Raw genomic sequence first — 26113 nt, 5'->3', positions numbered from 1 at the left:
GGCCGGCCCGGGGGACGGAGTTTCATGTTCACATTGCTCGTCGATTTCGCGGACAAGATCTCGGTCTTCAACGTCTTCCGCTACATCACCTTCCGCACCGGCGGGGCGCTGATCACCTCGGCGCTGATCGTCTTCATCTTCGGGCCGACCATCATCAATTCGCTGCGCCTTCGGCAGGGCAAGGGCCAGCCAATCCGCGCCGACGGGCCGCAGACGCACTTCAAGAAAGCCGGCACGCCGACCATGGGCGGGCTGATGATCCTTTGCGGCATCATCGGCTCATCGCTTTTGTGGGCGAACCTCTCCAGCATCTATGTCTGGGTGGTGATGCTGGTGACGCTCGGCTTCGGCTCGATCGGTTTCTACGACGACTATCTGAAGGTGACCAAGCAGTCGCATCTGGGCTTTTCCGGCAAAGCAAGGCTGGCGCTCGAATTCATCATCGCCGGCATCGCCGCCTGGGTGATCATGCATAATGGCCAGGCGCCGTTCTCGTCGTCGCTGACCTTCCCCTTCGCCAAGGAATTCATCGTCAATCTCGGCTGGTTCTTCGTTCCGTTCTCCTGCTTCGTCATCGTCGGCGCCGGCAATGCGGTGAACCTGACCGATGGACTCGACGGACTGGCAATCGTGCCGATCATGATCGCGGCGGCCTCCTTCGGCGTCATCGCCTATCTCTCCGGCAATGCGGTGTTCGCCGAATATCTGCAGATCCATTTTGTCCCCGGCACCGGCGAACTGGCGGTCGTGCTCGGCGCGGTGATCGGCGCCGGCCTCGGCTTCCTGTGGTTCAACGCCCCGCCGGCGGCGATCTTCATGGGCGACACCGGCTCGCTGGCGATGGGCGGCCTGATCGGCACCGTCGCGGTGGCGACCAAGCACGAGATCGTCCTGGTCATCGTCGGCGGCCTGTTCGTGGTGGAGATCCTGTCTGTCATCATCCAGGTCGGCTACTTCAAGATGACCGGCAAGCGCGTGTTCCTAATGGCGCCGATCCATCACCATTTCGAAAAGCTAGGCTGGACCGAAAGCCAGGTGGTGATCCGTTTCTGGATCATCGCGGTGATCCTGGCGCTGGTCGGCCTGTCGACCCTCAAGCTCAGATAGGACGCCGCTTGATCCCCGCCTCATTTTTCGCAGGCAAGCGTGTCTCGCTCTTCGGGCTCGGCGGTTCGGGGATCGCCACCGCGCATGCGCTGATCGCCGGCGGGGCCGAGATCCTTGCCTGGGACGACAATCCGGACAGCGTCGCCAAGGCAGCGGCGGTGGGTATCGCGACGAAAGACCTGCGTGGCGCCAACTGGGTCGGGTTTTCCGCCTTCGTGCTGTCGCCCGGTGTGCCGTTGACGCATCCGAAGCCGCACTGGACAGTGGAGCTCGCACGCGGTGCAGGCGTCGAGGTGATCGGCGACATCGAGCTGTTCTGCCGCGAGCGGATTTTGCGTGCGCCTGAGGCACCGTTCATTGCCATCACCGGCACGAACGGCAAGTCGACGACGACGGCGCTGACGGCGCATATCCTGAAATCAGCCGGACGGGACACGCAGATGGGCGGCAATATCGGCCGTGCCATCATGACGCTCGATCCGCCAGGGGCGGGCCGGCATTACGTTGTGGAATGCTCGTCCTACCAGATCGACCTCGCGCCCTCAATCAATCCGACGGCCGGCATCCTGCTCAATTTGACGCCGGACCATCTCGACCGGCACGGCACCATGCAGCACTACGCCTCGATCAAGGAGCGGCTGGTGGCCGGCAGCGAGACCGCGATCGTCGGCGTAGACGATTCCTGGTGCGCCCAGATCGCCGACCGGCTGGAGCGGGCGGGCAGGCAGGTCATCCGCATTTCCAAGCGCCTGCCGCTGACCGACGGCTATTTCGCCGACGGCGGCAATCTGATGGAAGCAATGAATGGCCGCTACAGCCGCGTCGCCTTCCTCGACGGCATCGGCTCGCTGCGCGGCCAGCATAACGCGCAGAATGCACTGGCCGCAGTCGCGGCCTGCCTGAAGGTCGGACTGGAGCTGGGCGAGATCCAGGCCGGGCTGGAGAGTTTTCCCGGGCTGGCGCACCGCATGGAGCAGGTCGGCCGCAAGGGCCATGTGCTGTTCATCAACGATTCCAAGGCGACCAACGCCGATGCGGCCGCACCGGCACTGTCGAGTTTCTCGCGCATCTACTGGATTGCCGGCGGACTGCCCAAGGAAGGCGGCATCGAGCCGCTGCGCGGCTTCTTTCCGCGCATCGCCAAGGCCTACCTGATCGGCGAGGCAGCACCGGCCTTCTCGGCGACGCTCGGCGAGGCCGTGCCTTACGAGATTTCTGGCACGCTGGCGGCCGCGGTCGCGCATGCGGCCAACGACGCCGCGCGCGACGACGGCGGCGAGGCGGTGGTGCTTTTGTCGCCGGCTTGCGCCAGTTTCGACCAGTTCAAGAATTTCGAAGTGCGCGGCGAAGCCTTCAGGCAAGCTGCGAGCGCTATAGATGGTGTGAAACCCATCGGAGGGTCACGATAATGCAAAGCCGTCTCGACAAAAGTCCGGTTGCGACCTGGTGGTGGACGATCGATCGCTGGTTCCTGGCGGCGTTCCTGTCACTGATGGGGCTGGGCATCGTGCTGTCCTTCGCGGCAAGCCCAGCGGTGGCCGAGCGCATCGGCCTCGACAGCTTCCACTTCGCCACCAGGCAGATCATCTTCACCGTGCCGGCGCTGGGTGTGATGCTGGCCGTCTCCTTTCTGGAATCGAGGCAGATCCGGCGCACGGCGCTGGCGATGCTGTGCATCATGCTCGTGCTGATGGTCGTGGTGCTCTACATCGGCGTCGAGGTGAAGGGAGCCCGGCGCTGGATATCGCTTGCCGGGCTGTCGATCCAGCCGTCGGAATTCCTGAAGCCGGCCTTCGTCATCGTCTGTGCCTGGTTGTTCGCCGAACACAAGCGCCAGCCGGACATTCCCGGCAATCTGTTTGCCATGCTGCTGCTGATCCTGGTCATCTCGCTTCTGGTCGCCCAGCCGGATCTCGGTCAGACCATGCTGGTGACCGGCACCTGGGGCGTCATGTTCTTCATGGCAGGCCTGCCATGGATGTGGATCATTGCGCTTGGCGTCACCGGCGCCAGCGGTCTGTTTGCCGCCTACACCGTGTTCCCGCACGTCGCCGCCCGCATCGACAAATTCTTGACCGGCGAGGGCGATACTTTCCAGGTCGACATGGGGCGCGAGGCGCTGATCAATGGCGGCTGGTTCGGCGTCGGCCCGGGTGAGGGCACAGTCAAGCGGGTCATTCCCGACAGCCATGCCGACTTCGTCTTTTCGGTCGCCGGCGAGGAGTTCGGGCTGATCATGTGCTTCTTCATCATGTCGATCTTCGCCTTCATCGTGCTGCGCGGCCTCAACACGGCGCTGAAGGAACAGGACGATTTCACGCGCTATGCCGTCGGTGGACTGGTCACCGTCTTTGGCCTGCAGTCGGTCATCAACATGTGCGTCAACCTGCAGCTCATGCCGGCCAAGGGCATGACGCTGCCGTTCATCTCCTATGGCGGCTCCTCGCAGATCGCCATCGCGATCTCGATGGGCATGGTGCTGGCTTTGACGCGCAAGCGGCCGGAAAAGCGTAAGCAGATGGGCTTTGCCTTCTCTCAGCGCGCCATGCCGGCGGAGTGAGATGTCGAGGGGTGTGATCCTTCTGGCGGCCGGCGGCACGGGTGGTCATCTCTTCCCGGCCGAGGCGTTGGCGCACGAGCTGAACGAGCGCGGCTGGACGGTGCATCTGGCCACCGACCATCGTGTCGAGCGTTTTTCCAGCCATTTTCCGGGCGCCGTCCACCCGATCCAGTCGGCGACCCTGGGTTCGAAGAATCCCATCGCGGTCATCGGCGCCTTCTGGAAGATCTGGCGCGGGGTGCGGCAGGCTTCCGCCATCATCGCCCGGTTCAAGCCGGAAGCCGTCGTCGGCTTTGGCGGCTATCCGACGCTGCCGCCGCTCTATGCGGCGACAAGGCGCAAGGTGCCGACGCTGATCCATGAGCAGAACGCGGTGATGGGCCGCGCCAACCGGGCGCTGGCCGCCCGTGTCGACGCCATCGCCGGCGGCTTCCTGCGCGAGGACGAAAGTGCAGCGGGTGCCAAGACGGTGACCACGGGCAACCCGGTCAGGCCGCAAGTGCTGGAGGCAGCAAGGACGCCCTACATCGCCTCGGCTGGCGAACAACTCTTCCGGCTCCTGGTGTTCGGCGGCAGCCAGGGCGCGCAGTTCTTCTCCGATGCGGTGCCGGCGGCCATCGGGCTGCTGACGGAGCCTCAGCGCAAGCGGCTGGCGATAACCCAGCAGGCGCGCGCGGAGGATGTGGCGCGGGTCAAGTCGGCCTACGCCGCCCTTGGGGTCGACGCGCAGGTCTTGCCGTTCTTCACCGACATGGCGGCGCGGATGGCGGCGGCGCATCTGGTGATGTCACGCTCGGGTGCCTCCACGGTCTCGGAAATCGCCGTCATCGGCCGGCCGGCGCTGCTGGTGCCCTATCCGCACGCGCTTGACCATGACCAGGCGGCCAATGCGGCGGCCCTTGCGGCTGCAGGCGGGGCCGAGGTGCATCCGCAATCCACGCTTTCGCCCGACAGCATCGCTGCGCTCGTTGGCGGGCTGATGGACGATCCCGACAGGCTGACGGCCATGGCCGCGGCCGCCAGATCGGCCGGAAAACCGGACGCGGCGCGGTTGCTCGCCGATCTGACAGAGGCTATTGCGTCCAGGAAAACCGTTTCGGATTTCAGGAAGGGGACGCAAGCATGAAGATGCCGCAGACGATCGGCCTTGTGCATTTCATCGGCATTGGCGGCATCGGCATGAGCGGCATCGCCGAGGTGCTGCACAATCTCGGCTACAGGGTGCAGGGGTCCGACCAGGCCGACAGCGCCAATGTACAACGGCTGCGCGACAAGGGCATCGAATGCTTCGTCGGCCACAGGGAAGAAAACCTCGGCGACGCCGAAGTGGTGGTCGTCTCGACCGCGATCAAGAAATCCAACCCGGAGCTGAAGGCGGCGCGCGAGAAGCTGCTGCCCGTCGTGCGGCGCGCCGAGATGCTGGCCGAACTGATGCGCTTCCGTCAGGCGGTGGCGATCGGCGGCACCCATGGCAAGACGACGACGACGTCGATGGTGGCGACGCTGCTCGAAGCCGGCGGGCTCGACCCGACGGTCATCAATGGCGGCATCATCAATGCCTATGGCACCAATGCCCGCATGGGCGACGGCGAGTGGATGGTGGTCGAGGCCGACGAGAGCGACGGCACCTTCCTCAAGCTGCCGGCCGAGATTGCCGTCGTCACCAACATCGATCCCGAACATCTCGACCACTATGGCAGTTTCGACAAGGTGCGCGAGGCGTTTCGCCAGTTCGTCGAGAACGTGCCGTTCTACGGCTTTGGCGTGATGTGCACCGACCATCCGGAAGTGCAGGCGCTGGTGGGCAGCATCGAGGACCGGCGCGTCATCACCTATGGCGAGAATGCACAGGCCGACGTTCGCTTCACCAACCACCGCATGGCCGGCGCCATATCGGAGTTCGATGTGGTGATCCGCGACCGCAAAGGCCGCGGCCAGACGACGATATCAGGCCTGCGCCTGCCGATGCCCGGCCGCCACAATGTTTCCAACGCGACGGCGGCGATCGCGGTCGCGCATGAGCTCGGCCTGTCGGCAGAGGCGATCAAGAAGGGCCTGTCGTCCTTCGCCGGCGTCAAGCGGCGCTTCACCCATACCGGTTCGTGGAACGGCGTCGAGGTGTTCGACGATTACGGCCACCACCCGGTCGAGATCACCGCGGTGCTGAAGGCGGCGCGCAGCGCCACCGCTGGCCGCGTCATCGCCATTGCCCAGCCGCATCGCTTCACCCGGCTGCACGATCTGTTCAACGAGTTCTCGGTCTGCTTCAACGATGCCGATACGGTCATGGTGGCGCCGGTCTATGCGGCGGGCGAGGAGCCGATCGACGGCGTGACCTCGGAGGCGCTGGTGTCGCGCATTCGCGCCGGCGGCCATCGCGATGCGCGCTACATCGAAGGCCCTGCCGCCATAGCGCCGGTCATCCGCGAACTGGCCAAGCCGGGCGACTTCGTCGTCTTCCTCGGCGCCGGCAATATCACCCAATGGGCTTATACGTTGCCCAAGGAACTTGGCGGGACAGTCACATGATGCGCGGCCAGGCGTTGATCGATAAGCTTGGCGACCGGCTTGCCGGCCTGCGCGGCCGCATCACGCCCAATGCCGAGATGGACAAGATCACCTGGTTCCGCGCCGGCGGGCTTGCGGAGGCTCTGTTCCAGCCGGCCGACGAAGAGGATCTCGCTGAGTTCCTGCGGGCGGTTCCCGAAGACATTCCGCTGATGGTCGTCGGCGTCGGCTCGAACCTCCTGGTGCGCGACGGCGGCATTCCCGGCTTCGTCGTCCGTCTTTCGGCGAAAGGGTTCGGCGAGGCCGAAGTCATCGGGCCAACCTCCATCAAGGCAGGCGCAGCGACGCCGGACAAGCGGGTCGCCGCCGTCGCTTATGAGGCTGGCATTGGCGGCTTTCATTTCTATCACGGCATTCCCGGCGCCGTAGGCGGGGCACTCAGGATGAACGCAGGCGCCAATGGCGTCGAGACGCGCGAGCGCGTCGTCGAGGTGCGGGCGCTCGACCGCAAGGGCAATGTCCATACGCTCAGCAATGCCGACATGGGCTATGCCTACCGCCAGTCGTCGGCGCCTTCGGGCCTGATCTTCACTTCGGCGACTTTCGAAGGAACCTTGCAGGACCAGGCGGTGATCAAGGCGGCGATGGATGCCGTGCAGAACCATCGCGAGACGGTGCAGCCGATCCGCGAGAAGACCGGCGGCTCGACCTTCAAGAATCCGGAGGGCACTTCGGCCTGGAAGGAGATCGACAAGGCCGGCTGCCGTGGGCTGATGATCGGCGGCGCGCAGATGTCGCCGATGCACTGCAACTTCATGATCAACACCGGAACCGCCACCGGCTACGACCTCGAATATCTCGGCGAAACGGTGCGGGCGCGCGTGCTTGAAAATTCGGGCATCCGGCTGCAGTGGGAAATCAAACGCCTCGGCGATTTCCGGCCGGGCCATGCCGTGCAGGAATTTCTCGGGCAGCTGCTTTAAGGTGCATTAGCGCGAGCTGAAGTTCATGTGATGCATTAACTTCATGCGGCCCGAAATACCCGCGCAACCGTTGCCCTAAAGACTCACAACACGGTTTTCGCTGCCGTTTTCGCGGAAAGTGAATCTCTCGGATTCATAAGCACTTGCCAGCGAATCAACTCTCTGATTCTCTGCCCTAAAGCGTTTCCTGATTTGAGTCGTTCGACGCGTCACCCGCGTTTTCCGTCTGGGGGGCAACCTGCCGGGAGACTCGGACTCAATGTTGCGGAAATATTGGTTGCGGACCCGCCGTGGGAGGGGATGACGGGAAATGAAAAGTAAGCATGTGGCCGTCCTCCTGGGTGGATTCTCGTCGGAGCGGCCCGTGTCTCTGTCCTCGGGGAAAGCGTGTGCCGATGCGCTTGAGAAGGAAGGTTACGAGGTCACCTGCGTCGATGTCGCGCGCGATGTCGGTGCCGTGCTTGCTGCGCTCAAGCCCGATGTCGTCTTCAACGCGCTGCATGGTCCATTCGGCGAGGACGGCACCATCCAGGGTATCCTCGAATATCTGGCCATTCCCTACACCCATTCCGGCGTGCTCGCCTCGGCGCTTGCCATGAACAAGGAACTGGCCAAGAAGGTCGCCAAGGCGGCTGGCGTTCCGGTGGCGGAATCGAAAGTGACCAGCCGCTTCGCCATCCAGAACAAGCATCCGATGAAGCCGCCCTATGTGGTCAAGCCGGTCAATGAAGGATCGAGCTTCGGCGTCGTCATCGTGCATGAGGGGCAGTCGCATCCGCCGCAGGTCATCGGCTCGTCCGAATGGAAGTACGGCGATACCGTCATGGTCGAGCGCTACGTGCATGGGCGTGAGCTGACCTGCGCGGTGATGGGCGACGTGGCGCTCGGCGTCTGCGAGATCATCCCGACCGGCCATTCCTTCTATGACTACGATTCAAAATACGTCGCGGGCGGATCAAAACACGAAACCCCTGCTAAAATTTCACCGAATATTTACCAAAAAATACAGACACTGGCGCTCAAGGCTCACCAAGCTATCGGTTGCCGGGGCGTCTCCCGGTCGGACTTCCGTTACGACGACCGTCACTCCGAGAACGGCGAGGTTGTCTGGCTCGAGGTCAACACCCAGCCGGGCATGACGCCGACGTCTCTGGTGCCCGAAATCGCCGCGCATGCGGGGCATTCGTTCGGCGATTTGTTGAGTTGGATGGTGGAGGACGCTTCGTGTCTGCGTTGAGGTGGGGCCAGGGCAAGGGGGCGGGCGCGGCTGGGCCGACGCTGTTCGGCGTGCCGCTGTCGTTCGACCATTTCGTGCTGCCGCGGCTGCTTCGCCGGCCGGTGCGCGTACTTGCGCGCCTGGGCGAGGGCGAGTTCACTGTGTCGCCTTTCGCCGCCGCCATCCTGTCGGCCGTGCTTATCGGATCGGGCAGCGCTTACGGCGCCTATCTTGGCGGCTACACCGACAGCATCGTCCAGGGCATCACTGCCCGCACGGGCTTCGCCGTCGACCAGATCAAGGTGGTCGGCAATCGCGAAACCTCCGAGATCGACATACTGGACCGGCTTCAGCTCGATGGCTGGACCTCGCTGATCGGCTTCGACGCCGAAGCCGCGCGCGAGCGTATCGCGACGCTGCCCTGGGTCGAGGTCGCCGCGGTGCGCAAGGTCTATCCGCATACGCTGGAAGTGCGCATCGAGGAGCGTGAGCCGTTCGCGCTCTGGCAGCAGGGCAATACGCTTTCGGTCATCGAGCGGTCCGGCGAAGTGATTGCGCCGTACTCGGGCGGCAAGCAGGCCTTGCTGCCGCTGATCATCGGCACCGGCGCGCCGGCAAAGGCCCCGGATTTCCTGGCCAAGATCAAGAAGTATCCAGAACTGGCGGCACGGGTCAAAGGCTATATCCGTATCGGCGAACGGCGCTGGGACCTGAAGCTCGAGAACGGCATCACGATCAAGCTGCCGGAGGATGGCGAGGATCAGGCGATCGCCGATCTGGTCAGGATGGACCATGACAACGGGCTTTTGACGCGCGACATCGCCGCCGTCGACATGCGCCTGTCCGACCGTCTCGTCGTGCAGCTGACGCCGGAAGCGGCGACGCAGCGCGAAGCGGCGCTGAACGAAAAGCCGCAAAAGCTGAAGCGCAAGCCGGAGACGAAGATATGAGCTGGCTTGGCGGCAACAATGATGCCTCCTCGCGCCGCTCCGGCACATTGACGGTGCTGGATGTCGGTTCGAGCAAGGTTTGCTGCGTGGTGGCGAAGCTGAAGCCGCGCGACGACGGCAAGCTGTTGCGTGGGCGTTCGCACCGCATCCAGGTGATCGGCATCGGCCACCAGAAATCGCAAGGCGTGAAGTCGGGTGTCGTCGTCGATCTCGATCGCGCCGAGCATGCCATCCGTCTCGCCGTCGACGCCGCCGAGCGCATGGCGGGGCTAACGGTGGATTCGCTGATCGTCAACATGACGGCCGGCCGGCTGAAGAGCGAGGCCTTCTCGGCCACCATCAACCTTGGCGGCCATCAGGCCGACGAGGCCGATATCAAGCGCGTGCTGGCCGCCGGCGCCAAGCAGGCGCTCAAGACCGAGCGCGAGGTGATCCATTCGCTTCCCGTCGGCTTCTCGCTGGATTCCGAGCGCGGCGTGCGCGATCCGCGCGGCATGGTCGGTGAATCGCTCGGCGTCGACATGCATGTGCTGACCGGCGATGCGGCACCGCTGCGCAATCTGGAACTCTGCATCAACCGCTCGCATCTGTCGGTCGAGCGCATGGTGGCGACGCCCTATGCCAGCGGGCTTGCCGCCCTGGTCGACGACGAGCTCGAAATGGGCGCTGCCTGTATCGACATGGGCGGCGGCACGACGACGATCTCGGTGTTCTCTGAAGGCAAGTTCGTCCATGGCGACGCCATCGCCATCGGCGGCAACCATGTGACGCTGGATATGGCCAAGGGCCTGTCGACCTCGCTCGACGCGGCCGAGCGGCTCAAGGTGATGCATGGCTCGGCGCTGCCCGGCAGTGCCGACGACCGCGACCTGGTTTCGATCCAGCCGATCGGCGAGGAGGGCGAGATACCGCTGCAGGTGCCGCGTTCGATGATGACGCGCATCATCCGCGCCCGCATCGACGAAACGCTCGAGCTTTTGCGCGACCGGCTGAACAAGTCCGGCTACGGCAACGCCGTCGGCAAGCGCGTTGTGCTCACCGGCGGCGCCAGCCAGCTTTCCGGCCTGCCGGAAGCGGCGCGCCGCATTCTCGGGCGCAATGTGCGCATCGGCCGCCCGCTCGGCGTGGCGGGCCTGCCGGAAGCGGCGAAGGGGCCGGCATTCTCGACCCCGGTCGGGCTTCTGATCTATCCGCAGATGGCGAGCTTCGAGAGCCATCCTGCGAAAGGAATTTCCGGTCTCAGGATGACCGGGACGGGCGGAAAACTGCATCGCATGAGTCAGTGGTTGAGAGACAGTTTCTAAATTGACGGGGACAGCCCCATAGGCGGCCGCAGCGGCGAAGCGGCGGGAAAGGCAAAGGACGGAGACAATGACGATCAATCTGCAAAAGCCGGACATCACCGAGCTGAAGCCACGCATCACCGTGTTCGGTGTCGGCGGCGGCGGCGGCAATGCGGTCAACAACATGATCACCGCCGGCTTGCGCGGTGTCGAGTTCGTGGTGGCCAACACCGACGCCCAGGCATTGACCATGTCGAAGGCGGAGCGGCTGATCCAGCTCGGCGCGCATGTCACCGAGGGGCTCGGTGCCGGATCGCAGCCGGAAGTCGGACGCGCGGCGGCCGAGGAATGCATCGACGAGATCATCGATCATCTCTCCAACACCCATATGTGCTTCGTCACCGCCGGCATGGGCGGCGGCACCGGCACGGGTGCTGCTCCGGTGGTTGCACGAGCCGCGCGCGAAAAGGGCATCCTCACCGTCGGTGTCGTCACCAAGCCGTTCTATTTCGAAGGCCAGCGCCGCATGAAGACGGCCGACCTGGGCATCGAGGAACTGCAGAAATGCGTCGATACGCTGATCGTCATCCCCAACCAGAACCTGTTCCGGCTGGCCAATGACAAGACCACCTTCGCCGATGCCTTCGCCATGGCCGACCAGGTGCTCTACTCCGGCGTTGCCTGCATCACCGACCTGATGGTCAAGGAAGGCCTGATCAATCTCGATTTCGCCGACGTCCGTTCGGTGATGCGCGAGATGGGCAAGGCGATGATGGGCACGGGCGAAGCTTCGGGCGAGGGCCGCGCCATGGCGGCCGCCGAGGCGGCGATCGCCAACCCGCTGCTCGACGAGACCTCGATGAAGGGCGCCAAGGGCCTGCTGATCTCGATCACCGGCGGTCGCGACCTGACGCTGTTCGAGGTCGACGAGGCCGCGACCCGCATCCGCGAAGAGGTCGACCAGGACGCCAACATCATCCTCGGCGCCACGTTCGACGAAGAGCTCGAAGGCGTGATCCGCGTCTCGGTGGTGGCCACCGGCATCGACAAGTCGGCGGCCGAAATCGCCGCGGCGCCGATCTCGATCCGCGCTGCGCCGCAAAAGCCGGTCAGCCGCCCGGCAGCCGCGATCGCGGAAAGCCGTCCTGCGCCTGTCCAGCAGGCTGCCTACGAGCCGCGCGCGGTGGATCCGGTCGCCGAGGCCATCCAGCTTGCCGAGGCCAATGCGGCCGCCATGGCGCAGGCGCGCCCGGCGCCGATGGCGCATGCGGAAGATTTCCGTCCGCAGAGCAAGATCTTCCAGGCGCCGCCTGCCCAGCCGCAGCCGGTGGTTCAGCAGCAGATCGTGCAGCCCGCACCGCTGCGGGAAATGCCGCAGCCGGTTGCCGCCGCACCGCAGCGCATGCCGCGCGTCGAGGACTTTCCGCCGGTGGTGAAGGCGGAAGTGGAAGCCAAGAGTCGCCCGGCCGACCATGAGAATGGCGGACCGATGGGCCTGCTCAAGCGTCTGACCAACGGGCTGACACGTCGCGAGGAAGAGCCTGCACGGTTGCAGCCGGCGCAGCCGCGCGAGCCGAAGCTGCGCCAGGCGGCACCGGAAGTGCGCCGTCTTGCCAGCCAGGATCCGCAGCTCTACGCGCCGCGCCGCGGGCAGCTGGACGACCAGGGCCGGCTGACGCCGCAGAGCCGGGCTGTGCAGGAAGACGACCAGCTGGAGATTCCGGCTTTCCTGCGCCGTCAGGCGAACTGACCTGTTAACGGTCCGTAACAATTGTTAACAGGCAGACAAGCGATTGTTTGCCTGTTAACGCAAAAAGAAGTTGTAAAACAGAGTGTTACGAGAGGTGTCTCGCTCCAGGTCGCGGTTACAGCAGGAAAGAAACCGTGATTTGGAGTCTCCCAGCCGGACCACTATCTTCGCCCGGATTACCTTCGGTTTGCCGGGATTCGGGGAGTTGGCCCTGCCTGCCGATCACTTCAAGAGCCGCGCGCCCTCAGGGCTGATGAAGCGGACGACGGCAGTTTGGGCTTATGGGGTTTGTCTTGCAAGACTATCAGACGACACTTAAATCGCGTGCAACGCTTACGGGTACCGGCGTTCACAGCGGCAAGCCCGTTACCGTTCATTTCCTGCCCGCGGACGCCGACACAGGCATCCTCTTCCAGCTTACAAATGGCGGCGAGAGCCGCGAGTTCCGCGCCCTTGTCTCCGAAGTCGGCGCGACCGACCTCTGCACGATGCTGGGTGATCCGGCGGGTGAGCATATCGGCACCGTCGAGCATCTGATGGCGACGGTCTTCGGTCTTGGCCTCGACAATCTCATCATCGAGATCGACGGCCCAGAAGTCCCGATCCTCGACGGCAGCGCGATCGCGTTCGTGGAAGCCTTCGATCAGGCCGGCGTCGAAACGCTCCCGGTCAAGCGCCGCTATATAAGGGTGGTCAAGCCGGTTCGCATCGAGAACGGCGCGTCCTGGGCGGAGTTCCGGCCCTATGACGGCACCCGCTTCGAGATCGAGATCGATTTCGAAAGCCCGGCGATCGGTCGCCAGTTGTTCGCGTCCGACATCAACCCCGACATTTTCCGCCGCGACATCGCGCGCGCCCGCACCTTCGGCTTCATGAAGGATGTCGAGCGGCTGTGGGCGGCCGGCTATGCGCTCGGCTCGTCGCTCGAAAACTCGCTGGTGATCGGCGACGACAACCGCGTAATCAACATGGGCGGCTTGCGCTATCCCAATGAGTTCGCGCGCCACAAGACGCTGGATGCGATGGGCGACCTGGCGCTGGCCGGCGCCCGCTTCATCGGCTGCTTCCGCTCCTATCGCGGCGGCCACAGGATGAATGCGGCGGCTTTGCGGCGGCTTTTGTCCGACCGTTCGGCGTTCGAGATCGTCGAGACGACACGCCGCGAACGCGGCCGGAGCGCCGAGATGAGCGCCGTCAGCGCGCCCGTCTATGCGCCCTGGATGATCTGATTCTTAACGATTTTCTGGCTTGCTGGTGGCCAGCCTGTGTTGCATGGATGCATCACGGGTTGGTGAAATCATACGATCACGGGCCTACCGCCAAACCGCCACAAAAATGTGCGATTGGCCGGAGATAGCGTTGCCGGGCAAGGCGGTTATGGTTTATGGCTGCTGCCCCAGACCCGAAATGACGACTGAAATGACGCCGAAAGGGCGGAATCCGATCATGTTCTTCAAGCGAGTTGGTCAATCGAAAGCGCCGCATAGGGCTGTTTTCCTGGCGCTTTCGGTGGTTGTCCCATCGCTCTTCCTGTCGGCCTGCATGTCGTCCGAGAAAGACGTCGACCTGTCGACCTATGTCGATCAGACCGAACCGGCCGACGTTCTCTATAATCAGGGCCTGGCCAATCTGAACGCCGGCCGTCTGGACGAGGCGAGCAAGAAGTTCGACGCCGTCGACCGCCAGCACCCCTATTCGGAATTCGCCCGCAAATCGATGGTGATGGGCGCCTTCGCCGACTACCGCGCAGGCCACTATGACGAGGCGATCGGCTCGGCCAAGCGCTATCTGACGCTCTACCCGTCGACCGACGATGCGGCTTACGCGCAGTACATCATCGGGCTCAGCTACTACCGGCAGATCAAGGACGTCACCCAGGACCAGAAGGAAGCGCGGCAGACCGTGCAGACCATGCAGGATCTGGTGACGCGCTGGCCGACGTCCGAATATGTCGACGATGCCAAGGAAAAGATCCGCTTCGCCACCGACCAGCTGGCCGGCAAGGAGATGCAGATCGGCCGCTATTATCTCGAGCGCCGCGAGTACATCGCCGCCGTCAAGCGGTTCCGCAATGTGGTCGAGAACTATTCCAATACGCGCCATGTCGAGGAAGCGCTGGCACGCCTGACCGAGAGCTACTATGCGATGGGGCTGACGTCGGAAGCGCAGACCGCGGCGGCAGTGCTCGGCACCAACTATCCCGACAGCCAGTGGTACAAGGATTCCTACAAGCTCCTGCAGAGCAACGGGCTTCAGCCGCGTGAGAATGCCGGGTCGTGGATCTCCAAGGCCGGGAAGCTGATCACCGGCGCCTGATGCTTTCCAGGCTGTCGATCCGCGATATCGTTCTGATCGAGAAGCTGGACATCGACTTCCTGCCCGGCCTCTCCGTGCTGACGGGCGAAACCGGCGCCGGAAAATCCATCCTGCTCGACGCGTTGTCGCTGGCGCTTGGCGCCCGCGGCGATGCTTCGCTGGTTCGCCACGGCGCGGCACAGGGCCAGGTCATCGCGGTGTTCGACGTGCCGCGCAACCATCCGGCCCGCGCGCTGCTCGCCGAAAACGCCATTGAGGACGACGGCGACATCATCCTGCGCCGGGTGCAGACGGCCGATGGCCGCACGCGCGTCTTTGTCAACGACCAGCCGTCCAGCGTCACCCTGATGCGCGACATCGGCCATGCGCTGGTCGAGATCCACGGCCAGCATGACGAACGGGCGCTGGTCGATCCAGGCGCGCATCGCGACTTGCTGGACAGTTTCGGCGGCCATCTCGGTGCCGCCCGAGCGACGGGCGAGGCGTGGCGGTACTGGCGAAGCTGCGAGCAGGACTTTGCCAGGCACCGCGCCAAGGTCGAGGCGGCGGCGCGCGAGGCTGACTATCTGCGCGCCTCGGTCGCCGAACTGGCCAGGCTCGATCCCCAGCCCGGCGAAGAGACCGAGCTGGCGGAACTGCGCGCCACGATGATGCGGGCGGAGAAGATCGCCTCGGAAATCCATGATGCGCAGGACGTGCTGTCAGGGCCGTCCTCACCGCTGCCGCAACTGGCGAGCCTTCTGCGGCGGCTGCAGCGCAAGGTGAGCGAAGCGCCCGGCCTGCTCGACGATGTGGTCAAGTCGCTCGACGAGGCAATGCTGTCGCTCGACGCGGCGCAGTCGGGTGTTGAGGCAGCACTGCGCGCCACCGAATATGACCCGCAGCGGCTGGAGAAGGCGGAGGAGCGGCTGTTTTCGCTGCGTGCCGCCTCGCGCAAGCACAGCGTGGCGGTCGACGATCTGGCGCAGCTGCGTGACACGATGGCCGCCGACCTCGCGGATCTCGATGCCGGCGAAGAACGCCTGCATGGGCTGGAGAAGCAGGCCGCCGCCGCACGCGAGGCCTACGACATTTCCGCCGCACAGCTGTCCTCGCTTCGTCATGCCGCGGCGTCCGGGCTGACCAAGGCGGTGATGGCCGAATTGCCGGCGCTGAAGCTCGAACGGGCCGAGTTCATCGTCTCGATGGCCAGCGACGCCGAAAGCCGCATGGAAGAGGGCATCGACCAGGTCGAGTTCTGGGTGCGCACCAACCCCGGCACAAGGCCCGGCCCGATGATGAAGGTCGCTTCCGGCGGCGAGCTTTCGCGCTTCCTTTTGGCGCTGAAGGTGGCGCTGGCCGATCGCGGCTCGGCGCCGACGCTGGTCTTCGACGAGATCGACACCGGTGTCGGCGGTGCCGTGGCGGATGCGATCGGCCAACGACTGGCGCGGCTGTCGACGCGCGTTCAGGTGCTGTCCGTGACCCATGCGCCGCAAGTGGCGGCGCGCGCGGCGACGCATTTCCTGATCTCCAAATCCGGCGGCACCGACAAGGTTGCCACCGGCATCGCCGAAATGGACCGGGCGGCGCGCCAGGAGGAGATCGCGCGCATGCTGGCGGGCGCCACCATCACCGACGAGGCCCGCGCGGCGGCCGAGCGGCTGCTGCGCGAGAATACAGCCGCGGCTTAGCGAAGCGTAAAGTCCGGCACTCCGGACATGAGTCAGGATATGGCTCCATCCCGCTGTTCAGGAATGATTTTCCGTGCCTGGTCTCTCCCTCCTGGGAGAATCCTGTTCTATTGTGTCGCGCCACGTTCAGGGAAGAAAAACATGTCGGAAAAACCTGTCGATTCGCTCAGCGAAAGCGAGGCCGCCAGTGAGCTGGAGCGGCTTGCGGCGGAGATCGCCGAGCACGATCGGCGCTATCACACCGAGGACGCGCCGACGATCTCGGACGCCGAGTATGATGCGCTGGCGCGGCGCAACCTCGCCATCGAGGAACGGTTCCCCGGTCTAGTGCGCGAGGATTCACCATCGCGCAGGGTGGGCGCGCCGCCGGCGGAGGGCTTCGCCAAGGTGCGCCATGCGGTGCCGATGCTCAGCCTCGCCAAGGCCTACACCGACGAGGACGTCACCGACTTCATCGAACGCGGCCGGCGATTCTTCGACCGCGACAAGGATCTGGACATCGCCTTCACGGCTGAACCGAAGATCGACGGGCTGTCGGCTTCGCTGCGTTATGAAGGCGGCGTGTTCGTGCAGGGCGCAACGCGCGGCGACGGCGCCGTCGGCGAGGATATTACCGCCAATCTCAAGACGATCGCCGACATCCCCAAGACGCTAAAGGGCTCGGGCTGGCCTGAGACGATCGAAATACGTGGCGAGGTCTATATGACCTATGCGGAGTTCGAGGCGCTGAAGCAACGTTCGGCTGCGGCCGGTGGCCAGGACTACGTCAATCCGCGCAACACGGCGGCCGGGTCGCTGCGCCAGAAGGATGCTTCTGTTACAGCCAGCCGCAACCTCAAATTCTTCGCCTACGCCTGGGGCTATACGTCCGAGGATCCGGCTCCGACCCAGTATGGGTCGGTGCAAAAGTTCGCTGATTGGGGCTTCAAGGTCAGCCCGCTGATGGTGCGGGCAAAATCGGTCGAGGAGCTGGTCGCGCACTACCATTTGATCGAGGAGCAGCGCTCATCGCTCGGCTACGACATAGATGGCGTCGTCTACAAGGTCGACCAGCTGGAGCTGCAGCGCAGATGGGGTTTCGTCACCGGCGAACCGCGCTGGGCCGTCGCGCACAAATTCCCGGCCGAACAGGCAATGACGACCGTGCAGAAGATCGACATCCAGGTCGGCCGTACCGGCACGCTGGCGCCGGTTGCGCGACTTGCCCCCGTCACGGTCGGCGGCGTGGTGGTCGAAAACGTCACGCTTCACAATGAAGACTACATCAAGGGCCTGGATAGCACCGGCCAGCCGATCCGTGACGGCATCGATATACGCATCGGCGACACGGTGGTGATTCAGCGGGCGGGGGATGTCATCCCGCAAATCGTCAGCGTCGTTATCGACAAACGTCCGCCTGATGCCGAGCCTTACGAATTCCCGCATGTCTGTCCGATCTGCGGCTCACCCGCGACGCGCGAGATCAACGAGAAGACCGGCAAGGAAGATTCGCGCCGGCGCTGCACCGGCGAGTTGATCTGCGCCGCGCAGGCCGTGGAAGGATTGCGCCACTTCGTGTCACGCGGCGCCATGGATATAGAAGGGCTGGGCGCCGAGAACATCGACACCTTCTTCAACGCGGGATTGATCAAGACGGCCGCCGATATCTTCACGCTCAAGGATCGCCGTCCCGCCGTCACCAAGGCGCTGGCCGAGCGGCGCGAGGAGCAGGCAAGGCAGCGCGAGGCCGCGTCGGGCAAGACGCGCAAGAATGTGCGCAGCGTCGAGGACCGCAACTACGAAGGCCTCGACAAGCTCTTTGCAGCCATCGACTCCCGCCGCGAGCCGGAGTTCGACCGTTTCATCTTCGCGCTGGGCATCCGCCACATCGGCGATACGACGGCGTCCGTGCTTGCCCGGACCTTTTCGACCATCGAGGAGCTGATCCGCATCGGCAAGGAGACGGCAAAGGCTGACGATCCGCACAGCGTCTTCCCATCGATCAACGGCATCGGCGACACGGTGATCGGCGCGCTCCGCGATTTCTTCGGCAATGAACGCAATGACGAGGTGCTTGATGCGCTGCTCAAGCAGGTCAAGCCGAAACCGTACGTCGTGGATGTCTCGGCCGGCAGCGAAGTCGCCGGCAAGACGATCGTGTTCACCGGCACGCTGGAAAAGGTGACGCGCTCCGAAGCCAAGGCGATGGCCGAACGCCTCGGCGCCAAGGTCGCGGGCTCGGTTTCCGCGAAGACCGACCTGGTGGTGGCGGGCCCAGGCGCCGGCTCCAAGCTGAAGGTTGCCACCGATCTGGGCATCGAGGTGATCGACGAGGATACCTGGTTGCAACGGATCGGCAGGGGCGCCTGATGGCCGGCGCATTCAAGGGGTTCGGGCAGAAAGCTATTCCGTTCCTGAAGGCGCTCGATTTCCACCAGAGCCGGGAATGGTTCCAGGAGAACCGGGCGCTCTACGAAAGCGAACTCCACGAGCCGTTCTGCGATCTCGTCGAGACGCTCTCCGAGCGTTTCCTGGCGGCGGGGCTGGGTCTGCGCGGCGACCGCAAGAAATCGCTGTTCAGGATCAACCGCGATGTGCGCTTCTCCAAGGACAAGCGGCCCTACAACCAGCACCTTTCCGCGATCCTGTCGCCCGACGGCACCAAGATGGAGCAGGGCGTGTTCTTCGTCTATATAGGGCTCGACCGCTGCTTTGCCGGCGTTGCATGGTGGCAGCCCGGGCCGGAGCTGCTCCAGGCGATGCGCAAGGCCATCACGACGAAGCCGGCCGCATTCCGCGCCCTGGTGGCGGCGCTGAAGACGAACCGTCTCGAGATCGACACGGAAGGCTGCCTGAAACGCGCTCCGCGTGGGTTCGAGGATGTCACCGAAGCCGATCTTGCCCAGGCGATCCGCAACCGGCATTTCGCCGTTCGGCACAATTTCGATCCCGCGACGATCCATACGCCGGCGCTGGTCGACAACCTCGTCGATTTCACCTTGCGCGCCAAGCCGCTGCTCGACTGGGGCAGGGCGATCCAGGGCAAAGCTGGATAACACCACCACGCCCCGGCGATCATTTCCGCTGATCGTTTGGCTCAAGCGAATTGGTGTGACAAGGAAGCCGGCGCTCCCTACATACGGCCCTTCGGGAAGGAGTGGCCTATGGCTGTGGAAGCGATCTCCGAGGGCAGCGCGAAGAGCGAATTCTGGGACGGTGTGCGGCTGAGCATGCCGGTCGTGGTCGCGTCGGCGCCGTTTGCCGTGTTGTTCGGGGCGATTGCCGTCGACAACGGATTTTCCGTGCTGGAAGCCTTCCTGATGAGCGCCCTGGTCTTCGGCGGCGCCAGCCAGATGGTTGGCATCGAACTGTTCGGCCAGCATGTCGCACCCTGGCTGATCGTGCTGTCGATCTTCGCCGTCAATTTCCGCCATGTGCTCTATTCCGCCGGCCTTGGCAGACGCATCTCGCATTGGCCTGTCATCCAGCAGGCACTCGGCTATTTCATCATGACCGATCCGCAGTACGCCGTGGCCGAGGCGAGGGCGGCGTCAGGCAAGACGGTCAGCTTCGTCTGGTATCTGGGGCTCGGCCTGCCGGTCTATGTGTTCTGGGTGGTCGAAAGCGCGCTCGGCGCGGTGTTCGGCAAGCTAATCCCCGACACGCATGCGCTGGGCATCGATTTCCTGCTGCCGATCTATTTCCTCGGCCTGGTCATGGGCTTCCGCAAGCGGCCGCTCTGGCTGCCTGTGGTCATGGCCAGCGCCGTCGCCTCTATCATCGCCTACAAGACGGTGGGTTCGCCCTGGCACGTTTCGATCGGCGCGATCGCCGGCGTGCTTTTGGCGGTCATCCTGCCGCCGCACCATAGCGGCGTGGGGGAACGGCCATGAGCACCACCTTGTGGATCATCATCGCCGGCGCGATCGCGACTTATCTCACCCGCGTCGGCGGCCACCTCGTCATCTCGCGCTTCGAGAACGTTCATCCGCGCGTCGAGGCGGGCTTGAACGCCGTGCCCGCGGCGGTGCTGACGACATTGGTCGCGCCGGCGGCACTTGGCGCCGGGCCGGCTGAATGGGCGGCGCTGGTCGTCACCGCATTGGCGTCGCTGCGCGGCGGTCTGATGGCGATGTTCCTTGCCGGCGCCGCCGTGCTGATCCTGGCGCGGCAATTCGTCGGGTAGACATCAGATCTTCGCGTCGTGCGGCAGCGGTGCCGTAACCTTCTCCAGCCAGGCCAGCGTCTCACCCTCGAGCATCGGTCCGATCTCGGCCAGCACGCGCGCGTGGTACTCGTCGAGCCAGTGCAGTTCGTCGCGCGTCAAAAGGTCGGTGCGGATCAATCGCTTGTCGATCGGCGCCAGCGTCAGCGTCTCGAAATCGTGCATGGCGATGTCGCCGCCGTCTATCGGCGTGGCCGCGGTCACCAGCACGAGATTCTCGATGCGGATGCCGTAAGAACCTTGCTTGTAATAGCCGGGCTCGTTGGAGAGCATCATGCCGGCGAGCAGCTTTTCGGTCCCGGTGCGGGCGATGCGTTGCGGGCCCTCGTGCACGGCGAGATAAGAGCCGACGCCGTGGCCGGTGCCGTGGGCGAAGTCGCAGCCATGTTTCCACAGCGCCATGCGCGCCACCGCGTCAATCTCGGAGCCGCGCGTGCCGGCGGGGAAGCGCAGCATGGAAATGCCGATCATGCCCTTCAGCACCAGCGTGAAGCGCTCGCGCATCTCTTCGGTCGGCGTGCCGATCGGCACGGTGCGGGTGATGTCGGTGGTGCCGTCCTGGTACTGGCCACCGGAATCGAGCAGGAACAGCTCGCCATCGGCGAGTTTGCGGCTGGTGGCGTGGGACACGCGGTAATGCATGATGGCGCCGTTCGGGCCGGCGCCCGAGATGGTGTCGAAGGAGACGTCGCGCAGTGGCATCTGCGTTTCCTCGCCGGTCTGCCGGCGTGTCTCCTCCAGCCTGGTGACGACGGCGATCTCGTCGAGCGTGCCCGGCTTCTGGCGATCGAGCCAGCAGAGCAGCTTGGCGATGGCGGCGCCGTCGCGGCGGTGCGCGGCGCGGCTGCCATTGATCTCGGCCTGGTTCTTGGTGGCACGCGGAATGCGGGCGGGATCGGGCGCGGCAACGACAGTGCCGCCATTGCCCTCGACCAGCATCTTCAGCTTCTCCGCCGCCAGCACCGGGTCGAGCGCGATTTTTGCACCACCCTTGGCAAGGGCTGCGATCGCCGCTTCGAACTCGCCGGGTTCGTGCAGGTCGGCAAGCTGGGTCAGGTAGGCGGCGACGGTGCGCGAGAATTTGCGCTGGTCCATGAACAGCTGGTGCGAGCCATCGCCGGCAAGCACGGCAAAGCCGAGCGCCAGCGGCGTGTGCGGCACGTCGCCGCCACGAATGTTGAAGGCCCAGGCGATCGAGGAGGGATCGGTCAGCACCGCGTGCGTGGCGCCATCCTTGCCGATCGCAGCCGCCAACCGCACCAGCTTGTCCTTGGCCAGTTCGCCGGCAAAGCCGATCGGGTGGATCTCAACCGGCGCTCGCGGTGGTTCGGGCTGGTCCTTCCAGATGACGTCGATCGGGTTCTCCTCGAGCGGCACCAGAACCGCGCCGGATTGCTCAGCCGAGGTTTTCAGCGCCTTGACCTCGCTCAGCGTATGCAGCCAGGGGTCGAAGCCGAGCCTGGCACCCTTGCCGAGATTGTCCTTGATCCAGCTGGCGGGCGGGTTGTCGACGAGGCTCTCGATCGCAAAAATGTCGAGATCGACCTCGCTGCGCACCTGCAAGGTGTAGCGCCCGTCGACGAACATGAGGGCGCGGGCGGCAAGCACGATGGCGACGCCGGCCGAACCGCTGAAGCCGGTCAGCCATTTCAGCCGCGCCGAGCGGTCGGCGACATATTCGCCCTGGTGCTCGTCGGCGCGAGGCACGATGAAACCGTCCAGGCCATTGGCCGCCAGCCATTGGCGCAGCAGCGCCACACGCGGCTTGCCGACAGCCGGATCGCCAGCGGAATCAAAGGTCTGGAACATGGTGGCGTCTCCGTCGAATGCTTACCGCGACCGTAGCGCATAGGCCCGGAAACCGGAATCGATTTCAGCAGGGCCAGATGGGTCGGATCGGGTTGGATTACCGCTTGAGGTGGATCGTCACCCACCCTTCGCGGTGCAAGGTCCTGACGTGGCGGAACTGCTGCCCGACATAGGCCGAGACCACCGCGTCGCGCTGGCGGTCGAGAATGCCGGAGAGCACGATCGAGCCGCCCAGTGATATATGCCTGGCCATTTCCGGCGCCAGCCGCATCAGCGGCCGCGCCAATATGTTGGCGACGATGAGGTCGAAGGGCGCGCGCGCACCAAAGATCGGGTGGTGGAAGCCAGGCGCCGCCACCGTTTCGACCAGCGCCTTGACGTGGTTGAGGCGGGCATTGGCGGCGGCGACTTTGACGGCGACCGGATCGATATCGGTCGCCAGCACCGGAATATGCGCAAGTTTTGCCAGCGCGATCGCCAGCACGGCGCTGCCGGTGCCGAGGTCGAGCGCATTCGCCGGATGCTCGCGGCGCACGACCTTTTCGAGCATTTCCAGGCAGCCGGATGTGGTGCCGTGATGGCCGGTGCCGAAGGCAAGGCCGGCCTCGATCTCGATGGCGAGGTCGCCGCTGCGGCGCTTGTCGCGGTCATGCGCGCCATGGACGAAGAAACGCCCGGCGCGCACCGGCTTCAGCCCTTCCAGGGAGCGCGCCACCCAGTCGACATCAGGCAGCGTTTCGCGCTCGATCGGTTTTGTCAGGGCGAGCCCGGCAAGAATGTTTTTCACCCTTGCCTCGACCGCGTCGACGTCGCTGTCGGCATAGAGCGACACTTCGTGGATGTCGCGATCCTCGTCGACCTCGAGCACGGCGATTGGCAGGCCCTCATCTTCGAAGGTGGCGCCGAGCGCCGCGAAGATACGCTCGGCCTCGATCTTGCCGGTGGTGAAGTAGAGCCGCGTCTGCGTCATGACGTTGTTTCTTGCTTGAGCATGATCTTTTCCGAAAACCGGTTCCCACTTTTCGCTGACGCGGTCCTTCGGTTCGGGATCATGCTCTAGCCCGCCGCCAGCCGCTTCAGCTTGGCGATTGCCGTGTCCGGGCTTTCGCCATAGGCGATGGTACCGGAGAATTCACCCTTGGCATTCAGCAGCAGCACCGAGGCGGTGTGGTCCATCGTGTAGTCGCCGCCGCCGGTGTCGACCTTCTTCCAGTAGATGCTGAAGCCCTTGGCCATGGCATGGACCTTGTCCGGATCGCCGGTGATTCCGACGATGCGATCGGAGAAATTGCTGACATAGGTGTTCATCACCTCGGGCGTGTCGCGCTCCGGGTCGACTGTCACGAAATAGGCATTCAGGTTCTTGCCGCTGTCGCCCATCGTCTTCAGCCAGCCGGCCAGCTCAAAGAGCGTGGTCGGGCACACTTCCGGGCAATGGGTGAAACCGAAGAAGACGACGCTGGGATGGCCCCTGAACGCGGCTTCGGTGATCGGGGCGCCCTTCTGGTCGACCAGCGTGAACGGCGTCCCGAACGGCTCGCCGCCATAGTGGCCGCGATACCAGTCGAAGGTGAGCCAGCCGATGCCCGCCGCCATCAGGACGAGAATGCCGACCAGGATTGAACGCATCATCAATGGGTGTCCGTCGTGATTGTCGTGGCAGGCGCCGGATCGGCGCGGAAAGCCCTTGTTCGGTGAACAGTCTTAACGGTTTGGTGTGGCGCACGCAAAGATGTCTCGTTGCCGCAACCGGGCAAGAGGCGTGGAGACGATCTGCTTGCAAAGTCCCGCCGCCCGTCCCACCTGAGGTCGGCAAAACGCGAACCGCAGGAGGCTCATTTGCGAAAACTGATCGGCGGCGCCCTGGCCGCATGCCTTGTCCTTGGCGCCGGTGTGGCGGCTGCGGACGAAGTGGGCAAGGTCGGCGTCGACTGGCTCGGCAACGACATCATCGTCGAGGCGATCAAGGATCCGAAGGTGGAGGGCGTCACCTGTCACGTCTCCTATTTCGATCGCGGCGTCATCGACCGCCTGCAGAAGGGCAACTGGTTCGAAGATCCGTCCGATTCCTCGATCTCCTGCCGCCAGACTGGACCGATCACCATCGGCGACATCGACATGAGCGAGGGCGGCGAGGAAGTCTTCAAGCAAGGCATCAGCCTGATCTGGAAGAAGCAGGTGGTGAACCGCATCTACGACAAGGCGAACGAGACGCTGATCTATCTGTCGCATTCGCGCCAGGTCCAGGACGGTTCGGCGAAGATGTCCGTCACCACGGTGCCGCTCTACGGCCAGAACGTGGTGTGGACCAAAGGCAAGCCGAAATAGGCTCTGGCAACAGCTGACGGACGATTGGTCCCGCTTGCGGGACCAATCGTCCGGGCGTAAAGCCGCCGGTATGGACCGTGCCGAAAACGTCGTGCTGAAGGATCCCGAGCCGCGCATTCATCCGACCGCGGAGCTGAAGGCGTGCAAGCTCGGACGCTACGCCTCGATCGGCGAACGGGTCGTGCTGCGCGAGGTGACGGTCGGCGACTTCTCGTATTTCGAGCGCCATGCGGAAGCGATCTACACGACGATCGGCAAGTTCTGCTCGATTGCCGCCAACAGCCGCATCAATGCACTGGAACATCCAATCGAGCGGCTGACACAGCACAAGGTCAGCTACCGGCCGAACGAGTATTTCCGCTGGCTGGGCGTCGACGCGGGCTTCCGTGAGCGGCGGCAGGCAAAGTCAGTCAGCATCGGCCACGATGTCTGGATCGGCCACGGCGCGGTGATCATGCCGGGAGTGACGATCGGCAATGGCGCCATTGTCGGCGCCAACGCGGTGGTGACGCGCGATGTGCCGGCCTATGCGATCGTCGCAGGCGTTCCGGCGAAACCGCTGCGCCAGCGCTTCGCCCCCGGCATTGCGGCGCGGATCGAACGCCTGGCATGGTGGGACTGGGCGCCGGAGAGGCTCGCCCGGGCCGTGCCCGACATGCAGGTTTTGCCGATCGAGGCCTTCCTCGACCGCTGGGAAAACGACGCGCCTTGATGCTGGGGAATTAAACCCCTTCCGCCATGCGGGGGTGGCGCAGCGGAAGGGGCAGGAGGTAAACCCGCCGTAAGGCGGAAGGAACAGGCTTGCGACCTGCACCGGCACTATGGCAACAAACCCATAAGGTGGTTTTTCCCGGAGCCACGCTTTGCGCGTGTATCCGATTGTGGCCGGCGAAATGGCGCTGGGTGGGAACCGGAACAGCCGCCGTTAGTTTCTGATTGCGCAATGAATTCCGTCTCCAGCCGAACTCATGTCGCCAATCGTCGAGGTCTTTGGATGATCGAGAAGCTTTTCACCCGGATCGCCAACACGGTCGCGCATCTTGCCGGGCTGCCGCTGACATTTGCCGCCTGCTGCCTGATCATCGTCGCCTGGGCGGTGACCGGGCCGATCTTCGGCTTTTCCGACACCTGGCAGCTGATCATCAACACCGGCACCACGATCATCACCTTCCTGATGGTGTTCCTGATCCAGAACACCCAGAACCGCGACGGCGCGGCGATCCAGGCCAAGCTTGACGAACTGATCCGGGTCGGCCGGGCTCACAACACCTTCATCGGTATCGAGCATCTGACCGAATCGGAGGTCGAGGAAATCCGCGCCAAATGCGAACAGGCGGCAAAGCGGCATGACCGCAAAATCGCCGACATGGCCGCCAAGAAGGCGGTGGCCCAGAAGCGCGGCGCCAAAAGCCAGGCGGCGTGAACG

The 26113-nt window shown here is 64.4% G+C and carries 23 protein-coding genes; 20 read left to right on the top strand and 3 right to left on the bottom strand.

All coding sequences use genetic code 11. The features are described 5' to 3' along the window. Positions 1-24 precede the first annotated feature (24 nt). The 17 genes from mraY (at position 25) to ACSQ3Z_RS16995 (ending at position 20511) form a co-directional block, all read left to right on the top strand. Positions 25-1107 (top strand): phospho-N-acetylmuramoyl-pentapeptide-transferase, encoded by a 1083-nt coding sequence (gene mraY / locus ACSQ3Z_RS17075; RefSeq protein WP_436172490.1) that lies wholly within the window; start codon positions 25-27, stop codon positions 1105-1107. 8 nt (positions 1108-1115) lie between these two features. Next, on the top strand, positions 1116-2516 hold the full coding sequence (gene murD, locus ACSQ3Z_RS17070; protein WP_436172489.1) for a UDP-N-acetylmuramoyl-L-alanine--D-glutamate ligase: 1401 nt from the start codon (positions 1116-1118) through the stop codon (positions 2514-2516). Further along, positions 2516-3667 carry a putative lipid II flippase FtsW gene (ftsW, locus tag ACSQ3Z_RS17065; protein ID WP_436172488.1) on the top strand — a complete coding sequence of 384 codons (1152 nt, stop codon included), beginning with the start codon at positions 2516-2518 and terminating at the stop codon, positions 3665-3667. Before murD ends, ftsW begins: the two co-directional genes overlap by 1 nt. A 1-nt stretch (position 3668) precedes the next feature. Further along, complete coding sequence (gene murG, locus ACSQ3Z_RS17060) at positions 3669-4793, top strand: undecaprenyldiphospho-muramoylpentapeptide beta-N-acetylglucosaminyltransferase (protein WP_436172487.1); 1125 nt, start codon at positions 3669-3671, stop codon at positions 4791-4793. After that, positions 4790-6196, top strand: coding sequence for a UDP-N-acetylmuramate--L-alanine ligase (murC, locus tag ACSQ3Z_RS17055; RefSeq protein ID WP_436172486.1), 1407 nt, complete (start codon positions 4790-4792; stop codon positions 6194-6196). Before murG ends, murC begins: the two co-directional genes overlap by 4 nt. Then, positions 6193-7158 (top strand): UDP-N-acetylmuramate dehydrogenase, encoded by a 966-nt coding sequence (gene murB / locus ACSQ3Z_RS17050; protein ID WP_436172485.1) that lies wholly within the window; start codon positions 6193-6195, stop codon positions 7156-7158. The genes murC and murB overlap by 4 nt, the downstream gene beginning before the upstream one ends. A 310-nt stretch (positions 7159-7468) precedes the next feature. After that, positions 7469-8395: a D-alanine--D-alanine ligase gene (locus tag ACSQ3Z_RS17045; RefSeq protein WP_436172484.1), complete on the top strand. Its 927-nt coding sequence runs from the start codon at positions 7469-7471 to the stop codon at positions 8393-8395. Beyond that, positions 8383-9324 (top strand): cell division protein FtsQ/DivIB, encoded by a 942-nt coding sequence (locus ACSQ3Z_RS17040; protein ID WP_436172483.1) that lies wholly within the window; start codon positions 8383-8385, stop codon positions 9322-9324. Before ACSQ3Z_RS17045 ends, ACSQ3Z_RS17040 begins: the two co-directional genes overlap by 13 nt. Then, a complete protein-coding gene (gene ftsA, locus ACSQ3Z_RS17035; protein ID WP_436172482.1) occupies positions 9321-10628 on the top strand; it encodes a cell division protein FtsA in 1308 nt (435 codons plus the stop codon). Before ACSQ3Z_RS17040 ends, ftsA begins: the two co-directional genes overlap by 4 nt. Before the next feature lie 67 nt (positions 10629-10695). Continuing rightward, positions 10696-12357, top strand: coding sequence for a cell division protein FtsZ (ftsZ, locus tag ACSQ3Z_RS17030; protein WP_436172481.1), 1662 nt, complete (start codon positions 10696-10698; stop codon positions 12355-12357). Positions 12358-12638: 281 nt separating this feature from the next. Further along, positions 12639-13586 (top strand): UDP-3-O-acyl-N-acetylglucosamine deacetylase, encoded by a 948-nt coding sequence (gene lpxC, locus ACSQ3Z_RS17025; protein ID WP_436172480.1) that lies wholly within the window; start codon positions 12639-12641, stop codon positions 13584-13586. A gap of 217 nt (positions 13587-13803) precedes the next feature. Beyond that, the gene (locus ACSQ3Z_RS17020) at positions 13804-14673 is read left to right on the top strand and encodes an outer membrane protein assembly factor BamD (protein ID WP_006204873.1); all 870 of its coding nucleotides are present in this window, start codon (positions 13804-13806) and stop codon (positions 14671-14673) included. Beyond that, positions 14673-16346: a DNA repair protein RecN gene (gene recN, locus ACSQ3Z_RS17015; RefSeq protein ID WP_436172479.1), complete on the top strand. Its 1674-nt coding sequence runs from the start codon at positions 14673-14675 to the stop codon at positions 16344-16346. The genes ACSQ3Z_RS17020 and recN overlap by 1 nt, the downstream gene beginning before the upstream one ends. 141 nt (positions 16347-16487) lie before the next feature. Further along, positions 16488-18695, top strand: a complete 2208-nt coding sequence (gene ligA / locus ACSQ3Z_RS17010) for an NAD-dependent DNA ligase LigA (RefSeq protein WP_436172478.1) — start codon at positions 16488-16490, stop codon at positions 18693-18695. After that, positions 18695-19381, top strand: a complete 687-nt coding sequence (locus ACSQ3Z_RS17005) for a DUF2461 domain-containing protein (protein ID WP_436172477.1) — start codon at positions 18695-18697, stop codon at positions 19379-19381. The genes ligA and ACSQ3Z_RS17005 overlap by 1 nt, the downstream gene beginning before the upstream one ends. 108 nt (positions 19382-19489) lie before the next feature. Further along, positions 19490-20218, top strand: a complete 729-nt coding sequence (locus ACSQ3Z_RS17000; protein WP_436172476.1) for an AzlC family ABC transporter permease — start codon at positions 19490-19492, stop codon at positions 20216-20218. Then, positions 20215-20511: an AzlD family protein gene (locus ACSQ3Z_RS16995; protein ID WP_436172475.1), complete on the top strand. Its 297-nt coding sequence runs from the start codon at positions 20215-20217 to the stop codon at positions 20509-20511. The genes ACSQ3Z_RS17000 and ACSQ3Z_RS16995 overlap by 4 nt, the downstream gene beginning before the upstream one ends. Positions 20512-20514: 3 nt before the next feature. Here the strand turns inward: ACSQ3Z_RS16995 and ACSQ3Z_RS16990 are convergent, their stop codons facing one another. The 3 genes from ACSQ3Z_RS16990 to ACSQ3Z_RS16980 all read right to left on the bottom strand — a co-directional run bounded on the left by ACSQ3Z_RS16990 (position 20515) and on the right by ACSQ3Z_RS16980 (position 23991). Next, on the bottom strand, positions 20515-22359 hold the full coding sequence (locus ACSQ3Z_RS16990) for an aminopeptidase P family protein (protein ID WP_436172474.1): 1845 nt from the start codon (positions 22357-22359) through the stop codon (positions 20515-20517). Positions 22360-22456: 97 nt separating this feature from the next. Next, positions 22457-23329, bottom strand: a complete 873-nt coding sequence (locus ACSQ3Z_RS16985; RefSeq protein ID WP_436172473.1) for a 50S ribosomal protein L11 methyltransferase — start codon at positions 23327-23329, stop codon at positions 22457-22459. A gap of 86 nt (positions 23330-23415) precedes the next feature. After that, entirely contained in the window at positions 23416-23991 is a 576-nt protein-coding gene (locus tag ACSQ3Z_RS16980; RefSeq protein WP_436172472.1) for an SCO family protein, read from the bottom strand. Between the two features lie 207 nt (positions 23992-24198). On the opposite strand from ACSQ3Z_RS16980, the gene ACSQ3Z_RS16975 reads away from it, so the two are divergent. From ACSQ3Z_RS16975 to ACSQ3Z_RS16965, 3 genes are all read left to right on the top strand, one after another. Continuing rightward, positions 24199-24687: a CreA family protein gene (locus ACSQ3Z_RS16975; protein ID WP_436172471.1), complete on the top strand. Its 489-nt coding sequence runs from the start codon at positions 24199-24201 to the stop codon at positions 24685-24687. Positions 24688-24757: 70 nt separating this feature from the next. Next, complete coding sequence (locus tag ACSQ3Z_RS16970) at positions 24758-25399, top strand: DapH/DapD/GlmU-related protein (protein ID WP_436172470.1); 642 nt, start codon at positions 24758-24760, stop codon at positions 25397-25399. A 282-nt stretch (positions 25400-25681) separates the two neighbouring features. Then, entirely contained in the window at positions 25682-26110 is a 429-nt protein-coding gene (locus ACSQ3Z_RS16965) for a low affinity iron permease family protein (RefSeq protein WP_436172469.1), read from the top strand. The last annotated feature ends 3 nt before the right edge of the window (positions 26111-26113 follow it).

The sequence above is a fragment of the Mesorhizobium sp. LjNodule214 genome, from assembly GCF_964252735.1.
In the GTDB taxonomy this organism is placed as follows: Bacteria; Pseudomonadota; Alphaproteobacteria; order Rhizobiales; family Rhizobiaceae; genus Mesorhizobium.
This window is presented reverse-complemented; position numbering and strand designations above follow the sequence as displayed.